The organism is Mycoplana sp. ABR4_002 (genome assembly GCF_056159645.1).
The window spans coordinates 2,885,377-2,898,483 of record NZ_JBSWVO010000001.1; the positions used below are offsets into that span (position 1 = coordinate 2,885,377).

The 13,107-nt window shown below is 65.1% G+C and carries 15 protein-coding genes; 9 read left to right on the plus strand and 6 right to left on the minus strand.

The genetic code is table 11. From position 1 onward, the window contains the following. The first annotated feature begins 1 nt into the window (after window position 1). Entirely contained in the window at window positions 2-2,071 is a 2,070-nt protein-coding gene (locus ACXAGF_RS13825; protein WP_475017908.1) for a hypothetical protein, read from the plus strand. Window positions 2,072-2,095: 24 nt separating this feature from the next. On the opposite strand, the gene ACXAGF_RS13830 is transcribed toward ACXAGF_RS13825, so the two are convergent. Then, window positions 2,096-2,641, minus strand: coding sequence for a GNAT family N-acetyltransferase (locus ACXAGF_RS13830; RefSeq protein WP_475017910.1), 546 nt, complete (start codon window positions 2,639-2,641; stop codon window positions 2,096-2,098). A 57-nt stretch (window positions 2,642-2,698) separates the two neighbouring features. Here ACXAGF_RS13830 and ACXAGF_RS13835 point away from each other — a divergent pair, with 57 nt between their 5' ends. Beyond that, entirely contained in the window at window positions 2,699-2,848 is a 150-nt protein-coding gene (locus ACXAGF_RS13835) for a hypothetical protein (protein ID WP_475017913.1), read from the plus strand. A 72-nt stretch (window positions 2,849-2,920) separates the two neighbouring features. Next, window positions 2,921-3,907, plus strand: a complete 987-nt coding sequence (locus ACXAGF_RS13840; RefSeq protein ID WP_475017915.1) for a glutathione S-transferase family protein — start codon at window positions 2,921-2,923, stop codon at window positions 3,905-3,907. A gap of 9 nt (window positions 3,908-3,916) precedes the next feature. Here the strand turns inward: ACXAGF_RS13840 and ACXAGF_RS13845 are convergent, their stop codons facing one another. Continuing rightward, on the minus strand, window positions 3,917-4,408 hold the full coding sequence (locus ACXAGF_RS13845; protein WP_475017917.1) for an NUDIX domain-containing protein: 492 nt from the start codon (window positions 4,406-4,408) through the stop codon (window positions 3,917-3,919). Between the two features lie 187 nt (window positions 4,409-4,595). Between ACXAGF_RS13845 and ACXAGF_RS13850 the strand changes: the two genes are divergently transcribed. From ACXAGF_RS13850 to ACXAGF_RS13865, 4 genes are all read left to right on the plus strand, one after another. Beyond that, on the plus strand, window positions 4,596-5,531 hold the full coding sequence (locus ACXAGF_RS13850) for a metallophosphoesterase family protein (RefSeq protein ID WP_475017919.1): 936 nt from the start codon (window positions 4,596-4,598) through the stop codon (window positions 5,529-5,531). Window positions 5,532-5,622: 91 nt separating this feature from the next. After that, window positions 5,623-6,222, plus strand: a complete 600-nt coding sequence (locus ACXAGF_RS13855; protein WP_475017921.1) for a tetratricopeptide repeat protein — start codon at window positions 5,623-5,625, stop codon at window positions 6,220-6,222. A 183-nt stretch (window positions 6,223-6,405) separates the two neighbouring features. Next, complete coding sequence (locus ACXAGF_RS13860) at window positions 6,406-6,924, plus strand: RNA polymerase sigma factor (RefSeq protein ID WP_475017923.1); 519 nt, start codon at window positions 6,406-6,408, stop codon at window positions 6,922-6,924. A gap of 96 nt (window positions 6,925-7,020) precedes the next feature. After that, window positions 7,021-7,767: an anti-sigma factor gene (locus tag ACXAGF_RS13865; RefSeq protein WP_475017925.1), complete on the plus strand. Its 747-nt coding sequence runs from the start codon at window positions 7,021-7,023 to the stop codon at window positions 7,765-7,767. A gap of 64 nt (window positions 7,768-7,831) precedes the next feature. Here ACXAGF_RS13865 and leuA read toward each other — a convergent pair whose 3' ends face one another. Further along, entirely contained in the window at window positions 7,832-9,544 is a 1,713-nt protein-coding gene (leuA, locus tag ACXAGF_RS13870) for a 2-isopropylmalate synthase (protein WP_475017927.1), read from the minus strand. A gap of 415 nt (window positions 9,545-9,959) precedes the next feature. Between leuA and ACXAGF_RS13875 the strand changes: the two genes are divergently transcribed. Then, window positions 9,960-10,160, plus strand: coding sequence for a hypothetical protein (locus tag ACXAGF_RS13875; RefSeq protein WP_475017929.1), 201 nt, complete (start codon window positions 9,960-9,962; stop codon window positions 10,158-10,160). Between the two features lie 45 nt (window positions 10,161-10,205). On the opposite strand, the gene ACXAGF_RS13880 is transcribed toward ACXAGF_RS13875, so the two are convergent. After that, window positions 10,206-10,787 carry an ATP-dependent Clp protease proteolytic subunit gene (locus ACXAGF_RS13880; protein ID WP_475017931.1) on the minus strand — a complete coding sequence of 194 codons (582 nt, stop codon included), beginning with the start codon at window positions 10,785-10,787 and terminating at the stop codon, window positions 10,206-10,208. Window positions 10,788-11,081: 294 nt separating this feature from the next. Between ACXAGF_RS13880 and ACXAGF_RS13885 the strand changes: the two genes are divergently transcribed. After that, window positions 11,082-11,438 (plus strand): SPW repeat protein, encoded by a 357-nt coding sequence (locus ACXAGF_RS13885; protein ID WP_475017933.1) that lies wholly within the window; start codon window positions 11,082-11,084, stop codon window positions 11,436-11,438. Window positions 11,439-11,623: 185 nt separating this feature from the next. Here ACXAGF_RS13885 and queF read toward each other — a convergent pair whose 3' ends face one another. Both queF and ACXAGF_RS13895 read right to left on the minus strand, forming a co-directional pair. Beyond that, on the minus strand, window positions 11,624-12,088 hold the full coding sequence (queF, locus tag ACXAGF_RS13890) for a preQ(1) synthase (RefSeq protein ID WP_475017935.1): 465 nt from the start codon (window positions 12,086-12,088) through the stop codon (window positions 11,624-11,626). Beyond that, a complete protein-coding gene (locus ACXAGF_RS13895; RefSeq protein ID WP_475017937.1) occupies window positions 12,085-12,999 on the minus strand; it encodes a cation diffusion facilitator family transporter in 915 nt (304 codons plus the stop codon). Before ACXAGF_RS13895 ends, queF begins: the two co-directional genes overlap by 4 nt. Window positions 13,000-13,107: the final 108 nt, after the last annotated feature.

Below are 13,107 nucleotides of genomic sequence, written 5' to 3' on the forward strand. Positions count from 1 at the left end.
CATGAGCATCGCCTTCTCCCCGCTCGTTGCCTGGCCCCTGATCGCCGTTCTGGCCGCCGCTGCCGCGCTGCTGGCGGGCCTCGGCCTCTGGCGAGGCGTCCGCGGGGCGCCGCTGCGCGCCGCCGCGCTGGCGCTGCTGCTGCTGGCGCTCGCCAACCCGGTGATCATGAACGAGGAGCGCGAGGCGCTGCCAACCGTGGTCGCCGTCGTGGTCGACCGCAGCCAGAGCCAGCAGAACGCCGACCGCACCGCGATGACCGACGAGGCGCTGGCGGAACTGCAGGCGCGGCTCGCCCGCTATCCCCGCATCGAGCCGCGCATCGTCGAAGCGGGTGACGATCCCGATTCCGATACGCCCTCCACCCGGCTGTTCGACGCTCTTGCGGCCGCCCTTGCCGACGTGCCGCCGTCGCGGGTCGGCGGCGCCATCCTGCTCACCGACGGACAGGTGCACGACATCCCGCCCCCCGAGGCGTTCACCAGCTTCGATGCGCCGGTCCACGGCCTGATCACCGGCAGCGAGGACGAGTTCGACCGCCGCATCGAGGTGCTCAACGCCCCGCGCTTCGGCATCGTCGGCGAACCACAGGAGCTGAAATTCCGGGTCTCCGACGACGGCCAGAGCCCCGGCACGACGGCGCGGGTGACGGTCCGCCTGAACGGCAACGAGATCGCCACGGAAATGGCTGCGCCCGGCACCGAGACGCCGTTCCGCTTCACCGTGCCGCGCGGCGGCAACAACGTCCTGGAATTCTCCGTCGAGCCGGTTCCCGGCGAGATCACGACCGCCAACAACCGCGCCGTCCATATCATCGACGGCATACGCGAGAACCTGCGCGTGCTGCTTGTTTCCGGCGAACCGCACGCCGGCGAGCGCGCCTGGCGCAATCTCCTGAAGTCGGACACGGCAATCGACCTGGTACATTTCACCATCCTGCGGCCGCCGGAAAAGCAGGACGGCACGCCGATCAACGAACTTTCGCTGATCGCCTTCCCGACTCGCGAACTGTTCGTCGACAAGATCAACGAGTTCGACCTGATCATCTTCGACCGCTACCAGCACCGCGGCGTCCTGCCGATCCTCTACTACGACAACATCGCCCAGTACGTCGAAAACGGCGGCGCGCTGCTGATTGCCGCCGGCCCCGAGCACGCCGGCAGCGACTCCATCGCCTACACGCCGCTGGCCTCCGTGCTGCCGGCCGCGCCGACCGGCATGGTCAACGAGAAGGGCTATCACCCGCGGCTGTCGGAAGAGGGCAAGAAGCACCCGGTCACGCGCGGCCTTGAGGGAGCGCTCGAGGAGCCGCCGCAGTGGGGCCGCTGGTTCCGCACCGTCGACGTCGCCCCTCCGCAGGGCAACGTCGTCATGGAAGGCGCCGACGGCAACCCGTTGCTGGTGCTGAACCGGCATGGCGAGGGACGCGTCGCCATGCTGCTGTCGGATCACGGCTGGCTCTGGGCGCGCGGTCTGGAGGGCGGCGGCCCGCATGTCTCGCTCTATCGCCGCACCGCCCACTGGCTGATGCAGGAACCGGCGCTGGAGGAAGAGGCGCTGACGGCGCGCGCCTTCGGCCGGACGCTGGAGATCACCCGCCAGACCATCAAGGGCGCGCCCGGCGTGGCGATGGTGAAGACACCCTCCGGCGAGACGAACGCGGTCGAACTGAAGGAAGAAGGCCCGGGCCTCTACCGCGCGGAAGTCAAGGCGACCGAAACCGGCCTCTACGACATCGAGAACGATGGGCTGACCGCACTGGCGCATGTCGGTGCTGTCGATGCACCCGAGTTCAAGGCGACGATCTCGACGACTGAGACGCTGAAGCCGCTTGCGGACAAGACCAGGGGCGTTTCGCGGCGGATTGCCGATGCCGGCGGCGATCTCGACCTTCCCTCGCTGCTGCCGGTGTCCGGTGCCGTCCGCGGCTCCGATCCGCAGCGGCTCGCGCTGCGCATGACGAACGAGACCGTCCTCAAGGGCATCGACAGTGTACCGCTGTTTGCCGGCTTCGCCGGCGTCGGCCTGCTGCTGCTGGCGCTTTCGGCGATGTGGTATCGCGAGGGCCGCTAGACCCGCTGCCCACAGCGTCTGGCGCTAGCTGGCAACCGCAAGCGCGGGCCTCTCCACCGCCGCCTCCTCGTACGGCCGCCAGCCGATGGCGCCCGGCAGCCGCGCATGGGTGTCGGCGGCGAACGGCACGACCAGAACCCGCCTCGGGTCGACCGGGCCGGGAAAGGTCAGCGCGTTGTAGGCCACCGGCTCGAAACCCAGCGGTCCGTAATAGGGGGGGTCGCCGATCAGGACCACGGCCTCGGAGCCGTTCCGCCTCGCCGCCTCGACGGCGATCCGCACCAGTTCCCGGCCGATGCCGCGGTTCTTGTGCGACGGCCGCACGGCGAGCGGCCCCAGCAGATGCCCCTTCACCGACCCGGCCGTGACCGGCGTCATCCGCACCGAGGCGATCGTCTCGCCGTCGTCGGCGCAGATGAAGGAGAGCGACAGGTCGTGCGGCCCCTGTTCCCGGATCCGGGCGGCGGCGCGGACGTGCCGTCCGGGGCCAAAAGCCTCTTCGTTGATGTGCTCGATGGCTGCGTCGTGGGACGCGTCTTCGGTCAGGTAGACGAGATCGTGCTTGTGCATGGATACAGAAACCGCTTGCGAGACAATGAGAGATGGCTTCGCCTCGAAAGAGGCGTCGTGAGCATCAGCGTCGTCGCGGGTTTCCAGCAAAAAACATCGTTCGATCCGATTTTCCGGTCACGCCCTGACGGCATGACAAATCTGACCAGCGCGGATAGCAGAAAAACGCGGTCCGTCAAAGCCAAAAACGCACTGTTCATTATTTAGGGGCTGATGCGGCAAGGTCCGTTCAGTTATTTGTCACGCAACGAAAGTCTGCGAAAGCCGAAGGAGACCGGCATGGGAAAGCTTGTGGATGGCGTCTGGCATGACGTCTGGTACGACACCAAGGCCACCGAAGGACGCTTCAGGCGGGCAGCCTCGCAGTTTCGGAACTGGATCACCGCCGATGGCGCGCCCGGTCCGACCGGCGAAGGCGGTTTCAAGGCCGAGGAAGGCCGCTACCACCTCTATGTCTCGCTGGCCTGCCCGTGGGCCCACCGCACGCTGATCTTCCGCCGGCTGAAGAAGCTGGAGGACCTGATTTCCGTTTCGGTCGTCGACCCGTTGATGCTGTCGAACGGCTGGGAATTCAAAGGAAAGGACGGCGGCACCGTCGACCACCTGTTCGGCGTCGACACGCTCTGGCAGCTCTACCTCAAGGCCGATCCGCACTATACCGGTCGCGTCACCGTCCCCGTTCTGTGGGACAAGAAGCTGAACCGGCTGGTGTCGAACGAATCGTCCGAAATCATTCGCATGTTCAATTCGGCTTTCGACGGCATCACCGGCTCGGGCGACGACTTCTATCCGGCGCAGTTGCGCGGCGCGATCGACGCGCTCAACGACAAGATCTACGACACCGTCAACAATGGCGTCTACAAGGCCGGCTTCGCGACCACCCAGCCCGCCTACGAGGAGAGCGTCGTGCGCCTGTTTGCCACGCTCGACGAACTTGAGGCGCGCCTTTCGCGCCAGCGCTATCTTATCGGTGGGGCGATCACCGAGGCGGACTGGCGGTTGTTCACGACGCTGATCCGGTTCGACGCCGTCTATGTCGGCCACTTCAAGTGCAACATCCGCCGTATTGCCGACTATCCGAACCTGTCGGGATACCTGCGCGAACTCTACCAGGTGCCGGGCGTTGCCGCGACCGTCGACATGCGCCACATCAAGGAGCACTACTACCGCAGCCATCGGACGATCAACCCGACCGGCATCGTTCCCGCAGGCCCGGAACTGGACTTCGCCGAACCGCACGGACGCGAACGCCTGCTGGCGGCCTGACGCCGAGCGTCACCAGTAGTCGGCCGGCGGCGAGCGCCCCGCGACCTCGTCGAGCCGGCGCAACGTGGCCGGCGTCACTCCTTCCGGCAGCGCGTCCAGGGGAAAGAAGCCGGCTTCGAGGATTTCCCGGTCGCGTTGTTTCGGCGCGCTCTGGCGCACGTTGCCGCAGACGTAGAACAGCACGTGGTCGCGCTTGCTGGTTCGCCGGTTGAAATAGACGTGGAACAGCCGGGGCGGATCGCCGACAATCAGGTTCCCCTCCTCACGCATCTCCTTTTGCAGCGCCTGCAGCACCGTCTCGCGCCGTTCGACGCCTCCGCCGGGCAGGTGCCAGCCGGCCACATAGCTGTGCCTGACCAAGAACACGCGCCCCTCGGCATCGAAGCACGCGGCCCGCACGCCGAGCGTCATGCCGCGGGCATAGGCGAAGTAGCCGTGCACCACGCGCGTCACCAGGCGAGCCCAGATGCTGCGGCTCTGCCGCGGTCCGTCGCTGCCCATGCGTCCTCTCGTCTCGACTGGTTTGCGGCTCAGGGCCTAAGGCTTTGCGCCAGCGATCAGCGGAATCAAGGCGCATCGCAAGGCCCGGCGGGGTTGTCCACGGCCAATGCGACCGACGCCGGCCCGCGGCGGCAAATCCGGCGGGCGGCCCATTTCCTTCCGCCCCAGAGTCGGTCTAAGGAAGGTCATGTTCCGTCTGGCCCATATTTCCGACGTCCATCTCGGCCCCCTGCCCGCATTGTCGTTCGCCGAGCTGGCGTCGAAGCGGATCACCGGCTTCATCAACTGGCATCGCAATCGCCGCCGCCATCTCTTTCCCGGCACGCTGGACCTGCTGATGGACGACCTGGAACGGCGCGATCCCGATCACCTGGCCATCACCGGAGACCTCGTCAACCTGGCCACGAACATCGAGATCGAGGCGGTTGCCAACTGGCTGGCAGAGATGGGCAAGCCCGAGAACATCTCCGTGGTGCCCGGAAACCACGATGCCTATGTGCCGGGGGCCATCGAACGTTCGACGCAGGCCTGGTCCCCCTACATGCGCGGCGATGATGCACCGGTGGAGTGGCCGTCCGGCTGCCCGACGTTCCCCTACATGCGCCGGCGCAACAACATCGCCCTGATTGGCTGTTCGACCGCGGTGGCCACGCCGCCGTTTGCCGCGAGCGGCTTTTTCGACGAGCGCCAGGCGCGGGCGACCGTCAAGATGCTGCGCGCCGCCGGCGAGGCGGGGCTCTTTCGCGTGGTGATGATCCACCATCCGCCGATCCACGGCGCGACGTCGTTTCACAAGCGCATGATCGGCATCCGGCGCTTTGCCGCGACCATTTCGTCGGGCGGCGCCGAGCTCGTGCTGCACGGCCACACCCACCTAAACACGGTCAGCTGGCTGCGTGGTCCCGCGGGCCGCGTGCCCGTGATCGGCATTGCCTCTGCCTCCCAGGGTCCGGGCGGCCACAAGCCGCCGGCGGCCTACAATCTCTTCACGATTTCCGGCGAACCGGGACGATGGCATCTCATGCGCGAGCGCTTTGCCGTGGACGAGCGCGGCGAGGAGATGGTGCTTGCCGAAACGACGCGATTCGAGGCCGGGAATAAAGAACCTTCCGGCCGCGTCTAATCTCCCGTATGCTTTCGCCGCCGGCCGCAATCGGCCCCTTCGGCAATGCACTGTCCTCTGCAAGCGGTGACAACCCGTGGAAGGATCAAAGATGTCTCGCCAGCCTCCCGCCCGCACCATCCTCGCGGCCGTCCTGACGATCGGCCTCGTGCCGGCTGGCGCCGTGCTCGCCGCCGACAGCGGCGGTGGCTCTGCGCCGGATTCGAGCCCCACGACGACAACCTGCATGAACGGCAAGATCTGGAGCCCAGAGCGCAAGATGTGCCTGACGCCGGACGAGATCAGGGCGACGAAGAAGAAGGACGGATCGCAGAAGAAGTCCGACCTGAGACTGGACGACATCCTCTATGAGGCCGCCCGCGAATTTGCCTATGCCGGCCAGTACGGCCATGCTCTGAAGGCCCTGAAAACCGCCGAGAACCAGCACGACCCGCGCATCCTGACCTATTACGGGTTCACCTACCGAAAGCTCGGCAAGGTAGACCGGGCGATGGAGTATTACCGGATGGCTTTGCAGGCCGACGCGAACTATGTCCTCGCCCGGTCCTACATGGGCCAGGCCCTTCTGGAGCAGGGCGACGTCCAGGGCGCCCGCGTGCAACTGGTCGAGATCCGCGATCGTGGCGGCGAGGACAACTGGGCCTACAGGTCTTTGCTGCAGTCGCTCGGCGGCCAGCGCGGCACCTATTGATCCGCACGCCCGCGCCGGCCGCGCAACCGCGGCCGACCTCCTTCCCGCTTCCCCGACAACAAAGAAGTGTCCGGTTCTGACCACAGGTGCGCTTGCGGAGCGGCCGGCAAATGCTTCATATCAATGCAGTGGTCTGCATGGTCGTGAATATTGGCCCGATCTCGAACGTTCCATGGAAGTGCAATGCGTCCCACGGCTGAATCGAGCGAATTTCGGCGTGAACTGGTAGGGCTGTTGCCGAAACTGCGCCGTTTTGCCATGACCTTGACCCGAAATGCCAGCGATGCCGACGATCTCGTTCAGGAAGCCTGCGAACGCGCCATTACCCGGAGTCATCTGTGGAACGGGGAAGGACGGCTGGAAAGCTGGGTCTACGCCATGACGCGCAATCTCTGGGTGGACGAGATCAGGAAGCGCAAGGTCCGCACGGGTTCGGGAACGGTCGATTTCGCCGAGCAGGACTACCTTCACGTCGAGGCTTCGGCCGACAAGGCGGTTTACGCCAAACAATTGCACAAATTGATCATGACTATGCCGGAAGGCCTTTCGAGCGTGTTTCTGCTCGTCAATGTGGAAGGCCACAGCTACCGGGAGGCGGCAGACATTCTCGGGATCCCCATCGGGACCGTCATGAGCAGGCTCTCGACGGCGCGCATACGGCTTGCCGCCATGATCTCGGAACCAACGGAAAGGAGGACCTGAGCTTTGGAAAGCACGCAAGGTCTTCCGCTTGAAGTACGCTTGTCGGCCTACCTGGACGGACAGCTGCCGCATGCGGAAATCACGGAGATAGACAGAATGCTGGCGCGCGACGAAAAGGCGCGCACGCTCTTCAATCGGCTGAAGCTTGGCAGCGACCTCGGGCGCAGGGCGTTCGAGGACATGCTGCACGAGCCGGTTCCGCTCGATCTCGTCAGAAGCATCAAGCAGGCCTCGGCCGACGCGGCGCGCGACGTCAGGCGCCCGAAGCTCGTGCCCCCCGTTTCCGAAGCCGCACCTCGCCGCAAGCGGACACGGTTTGCCGCGGCGGCGCTCGCACTTCTTGTGACAGGCGGTTGCGCCGGGTACCTGCTCGGCGCGCTGCAGGCACCGGTCGTGGCTCCGCTGCAGGCGGGCGAGGGTCGCAACTGGCTCGATGACATTTCCGTCTATCACCGCGTCCACTCGCGGCAGACGCGCCACCTCGCCGAGGTTCCGGCCGCCGAGGACCAGTACATCACCGAATGGCTGAGCTCGGCCGTCGGCGTCTCCTTCAGGCTGCCCGATCTTGGCGGCAGCAGGCTGACCTTCGAGGGCGCCCGGCTGCTCGTCGCCGGCGGTCGCCCGACCGGTCAACTCCTCTACAGGAACGAGGACGGCGAGGTTCTCGCCGTCTATTTCCAGAAGAGCGACCCGATCCCGGAGCGAACCGACCTCACCGACACGATCCGCAACGATCTCGGGCTGATCTCCTGGCGGGAGGGCGCGGCGAACTATGTCGTCGTCGGCGCCTCCGCCGACCCGGCGCTCGAGGCGATCGCGACGACGGTGGCGCAGACGATCTGAACTGCAACGCAAAAGGGCCGCCCCGGTCGTCCGGGGGCGGCCCTTCGGTTCCGTCCTGGCGCCCTCAGCGGCCGGCTTGCGCGAGCACGCGGTTGGCCGCAGATACGATGGCTTCGAGCGAGGCCGTCACGATGTTGGCGTTCATGCCGACGCCGAACAGCTTTCCGCCCGGATAGGCGATCTCGACATAGGCGATGGCCTGCGCGTTCGAGCCCTGCTGCAGCGAATGCTCGGAATAGTCGACCACCGACATCTCGATCCCGGTATGGACCGACAGCGCGTGGATGAACCCGTCGATCGGACCGGTGCCCTCACCCTCGATCCGTTTCGCCTCGCCGCCGTCGACGATATCGGCTGCGACGATGCGCACGCTCTTGCGGCTGGTGTCGGGATAGGTCTGGTGATCGACAAAGCGCAGCCGAGCGTCCGGCTGCGTGACATAGCGCTCCAGGAAATGCTCGTAGATACGCTTCGAGGGCAGCTCGACCCCTTCCTCGTCGGTGATGCGCTGGATCTCCTCGCGGAACTCGACCTGCAGGTTGCGCGGCAGGTTGATGCCGTGGTCCTGCTGCAGGATATAGGCGATGCCGCCCTTCCCGGACTGCGAGTTGATGCGGATGATCGCCTCGTAGGTGCGTCCGACGTCCTGCGGATCGATCGGCAGGTACGGCACTTCCCACTGCGGCTTGTTGGCGGTCTTCAGCGCCCTCATGCCCTTGTTGATGGCGTCCTGGTGCGAGCCGGAGAAGGCGGTGTAGACCAGTTCGCCGACATAGGGATGGCGCTCCGGAATGACCATTTCGTTGGAATACTCGTACACCGCCTTGATCCGCTCGATGTCGGAGCAGTCCAGCCGCGGATCGACGCCTTGGGTGTACATGTTGAGCGCCAGCGTGACCACGTCGACATTGCCGGTGCGCTCGCCGTTGCCGAACAAGGTGCCCTCCACCCGGTCCGCCCCGGCCATCAGCGCCAGTTCGGTCGCGGCAATCCCGGTGCCACGGTCATTGTGCGGGTGCAACGAGATGATCAGGTTTTCGCGGTTGTCGAGGTTGCGGCACATCCACTCGATCTGGTCGGCGTAGACATTCGGCGTCGCCATCTCGACGGTCGAAGGCAGGTTGAGGATCAGCTTGTTGTCGGCGGTCGGGCGCACGATCTCGGTCACGGCATTGCAGATCTCGAGCGCCACTTCGAGCTCGGTGCCGGTGAAGCTTTCCGGCGAATATTCGAAACGGTATTCACCGCCGGCCTTGGCGGCCATGTCGGTGATCATCTTGGCCGCATCGGTCGCGATCTGCTTGATGCCGGCGACGTCCTTGCCGAACACGACGCGCCGCTGCAGTTCGCTGGTCGAGTTGTAGAAGTGGATGATGGGGCGCCGGGCGCTCTCCAGGGCCTCGAAGGTGCGGGTGATCAGTTCCGGCCGGCACTGCACCAGCACCTGCAGCGAGACGTCGTCGGGGACGTTGCCTTCTTCCACGCACCAGCGGGCAAAGTCGAAGTCCGTCTGCGAGGCGGACGGAAAGCCGATCTCGATCTCCTTGAAGCCCATGTCCAGCAAGAGCTGGAACATCCGGGCCTTGCGGTCATGGCCCATCGGGTTGACGAGAGACTGGTTGCCGTCGCGCAGGTCGACCGAACACCAGGTCGGCGCCTCGGTGATCGTCTTGTGCGGCCAGGTACGGTCCGAAATGTTGATCGGCGGATAGGGTTGGTACTTCACCGACGCGGTCGGCATGCCTTGATGCTTGGGGGTTTGGATCCTATCGGTCATCTGCCTGTCTCTTCGTCATCCCGGCTTCCTGAACCAGCGTCATAGCGGAACGATGCGCGCTTGGCGACGGTGAAAGCTGCCCTTCGGGGCACGGGTCGAAATTACGATATGGGTGATGCGAGGAGCACTTGCGCCGGCAGGCTTTTCGGCCGCCGGGCGCTCCTCAAAGGACCCGGCAACCGCGTGTAAGGCCGAGCAGAAGGAGCGAGGTGAAGCGACGCGAACGCTCGCGCGCCGTATCCTGGCGGCGCGAAATCCGTTCGACGATGCTGCTTCGTATCTTCAACATGGCCCGGCTTATAGCCGCGAAGGCTTCGTCGCGCAAGCCGACGGCCGGATGATTTGTGCGGAACGCCTTCTGCCGCTAGTCTTGGCCGGTGGCGGCACTCCCGCGCGCCGCAGGAGGAATGGGGCCATGAGGTATCTTGTCCTGGCACTGCTTGCCGCACTTGCAGGCTGCCAGTCCGCGGCGATCGATCCGAAGACGCTGGAAGCGCGAAACTATTGCTTCGCGCGGTACGGCGGACCAACCAACACCAATTACGACTACTGCGTCTATGCGCGGCAGACAGGGATGCGGCCGGTGGGACCGGCCCGGTTTGGCTTCTCCGACTGAGGGCCCCCTCTCGCGCGAAAGGGGGCCCTTGACGGGCCGGACGGATCAGATGTCCGCCTGCGAGGTAACGATGCGCGACACGAGGCCGTATTCGAGGGCGTCCTTGGCGGACAGCCAGTAATCCCGGTCGGTGTCCTTGGCGATCCGCTCGACCGGTTGGCCGGTGGCTTCGGAGAAGATCTTGTTCAGGCGTTCGTTCATCTTGATGATCTCACGCGCCTGGATCTCGATGTCGGAGGCCATGCCGCGCGTGCCGCCAGACGGTTGGTGCAGCAGGAAGCGGGTGTTCGGCAGGCACAGGCGCCGCTCCTTGGGCGCGGCCACATAGATCAGTGCCCCGGCGGAGGCGACCCAGCCGGTGCCGATCATCCAAACCTTCGGCTTGATGAACTTGATCATGTCATGGATGCTGTCGCCCGACTCGACGTGGCCGCCCGGCGAATTGACGTAGATGCGGATGTCGTCGTCGCTGGCGGCGGCAAGCGCCACGAGTTGCGAGCAGACCTTCTGCGCCAGTTCCTGCGTGATGCCGCCATAGATGAAGATCGAACGCGACTTGAACAGGTTCGCTTCGGTCTCCTTGCCAAGCGGAAGCTCGGTCTTCTTGTCGTCGTCTTCATCGTTCATCGGCAACTCTCCGCCTGTTGTCCAAAAGGTTCTTGCCGCAGTCAGATAATGCGACTCACTGGCCAAGACAATGCAACAAAACACCCGCCCGGCGATAGAGTGCCGCCACGCCACCGCCAGACAGGGTAAACGTGGCCGTGGACGCCCTCCCCGAGCGCTTCGGTTCGGCGCGCAAGCCGGGCACACGCACCCGTGAATGCCGGTTAACGTCATGAATCTTGAAGGAAATAAATATTAGTATAAGCTAATATTAGGTTGTGCAGGTGCACGACCTGGTGCCTCATGGAGGTTGCGATGATGAATTTCATGTCCGGTCGGAGAAGTCAGGACATTGTCACGCTGGTCCTGGCGGTATGTCTGTTTGTTTCGCCCTGGGTGATCGGCTACGCCGCCGAAGCGACGCCGAGCTGGAACGCATGGATCGCCGCCATCGTGCTGGGCGCCTTTGCGATCATGACGCTTTCGATGTTCGCGGAATGGGAAGAGTGGGTGAACCTGGTTGTCGGCCTGTGGCTGATCGCATCGCCCTGGCTTCTCGGCTTCATGACCAATGCGGGCGCGATGTGGACCCACGTGATCCTCGGCATCTGCACGGCCGCGCTGTCGGCCTGGGCAGTCTGGGACTATCGCCATCCGCATTCGCACGCCTAGCGCGACCTTGTCGCACTGACGAAGCCGCGGTCAGAGGCACGTCCAAAGGGCGGCTTGACCGCGGAGCCCCTGTGTTCGAGGCGGCCAACCCGGCTTGCCGGGAAATGGGAAGCGGAAAACGGGAAAACGCGTGCCACCGGCCAAGGCCCGTCCAGGCCTCGGCCAGCCACTGCCGCGTCGACCCCTTAGCCGCGACCGCGGTAGGAGGCAACGCCCTGGTCCGGCAACCACACGCCTTCCGGCGGCGCGCCGGTCTGCCAGAACACGTCGATCGGAATGCCCCCGCGCGGGTACCAGTAGGCCCCGATCCGCAGCCATTTCGGCGCCAACAGGTCAACCAGCCGCTTGGCGATATCGAGCGTGCAGTCTTCGTGGAAGGCCCCGTGATTTCGGAACGAGTGCAGATAGAGCTTCAGCGACTTCGATTCGACCAGCCAGCCGTCGGGGATGTAGTCGATGACGATATGGGCGAAATCAGGCTGTCCGGTCATCGGGCACAGCGAGGTGAACTCCGGTGCGGTGAAACGGACGACGAAGTCGCTTCCCTGGTGGCTGCTCGGCACCTTCTCCAGCACCGCTTCTTCCGGACTTGTCGGCGCCTCCACGTTCCGGCCGAGTTGCGACAGGCTTGAAACGTCAGTCTTGGTCATCTTTTTGTCCTTTCCACCTTCACCCTGATGCCATGGGCCTTCTCTGTCTCCGGCTCCACATGGATGGCGATCCGCGCGCCGGGCTGCACCGCCTCGATCGCGTCTTCCAGCCGGTCGCAGATCTCATGGGCATCGCCCACTGCCATACGCGCCGGAACCACCAGATGGAAGTCGATGAACGTGGCCGGGCCGGCGCGGCGCGTCTTCAGATCGTGGACGCCCAGCGATCCCGTCGCATGGGTAGCGATGGCGTTCTTGATCGCCGCCTCCTCGTCCGGATCCACCGCATGGTCCATCAGGCCGCTGACGGAATGGGAAATGATCTTCCACCCCTGGTAGACGATGTGCAGGGCGACGAGGATCGCCATGATCGGGTCGAGAACGGCAAGACCGGTTGCAAGCGCCAGGACCAGCCCGACGAGCACGCCCGCCGAGGTGACAACATCGGCAAGGATGTGGTGCCCGTCGGCCGTCAGCGCAGGAGACCGGTGGCGCCGGCCGGCGCGGATCAGCAACGCCGCCCAGCCGCCATTGACGAGCGCCGCCAGCAGGTTGATCGCAAGCCCCAAGCCCGGCTGGTCGAGCGTCTTTGGCGCTCGCAGTTCGGGCAGCGCCTCCTGCAGGATCAGCAGTGCGGCGACCACGATCAGCACGCCTTCGACGACGGCGGAGAAATACTCGGCCTTGTGGTGGCCGAACGGGTGCGTCTCGTCGGCCGGGCGCGCGGCATAGCGGATCGCCCCCCAGGCCAGGATTGCGGCGATGACGTTGACGATCGATTCCAGCGCGTCCGACAGGAGCGCCACCGAGCCGGTCAGCCACCACGCCAGCAGCTTCAGCCCCATGACGAAGAACGCCATCGGAATGCCGATCACCGCCAGTCGCCTCACCGTGGAATTGCCAGGGGCCATACTCAGCTCCGATGCGGATGCAAATGAATTGCAAGTTCCGCGCCCTTCAACGCAAACCGCCCGCGCGGGTTTCGCGCAGGCGGTTGATTTGCGACACTCTATCGACCA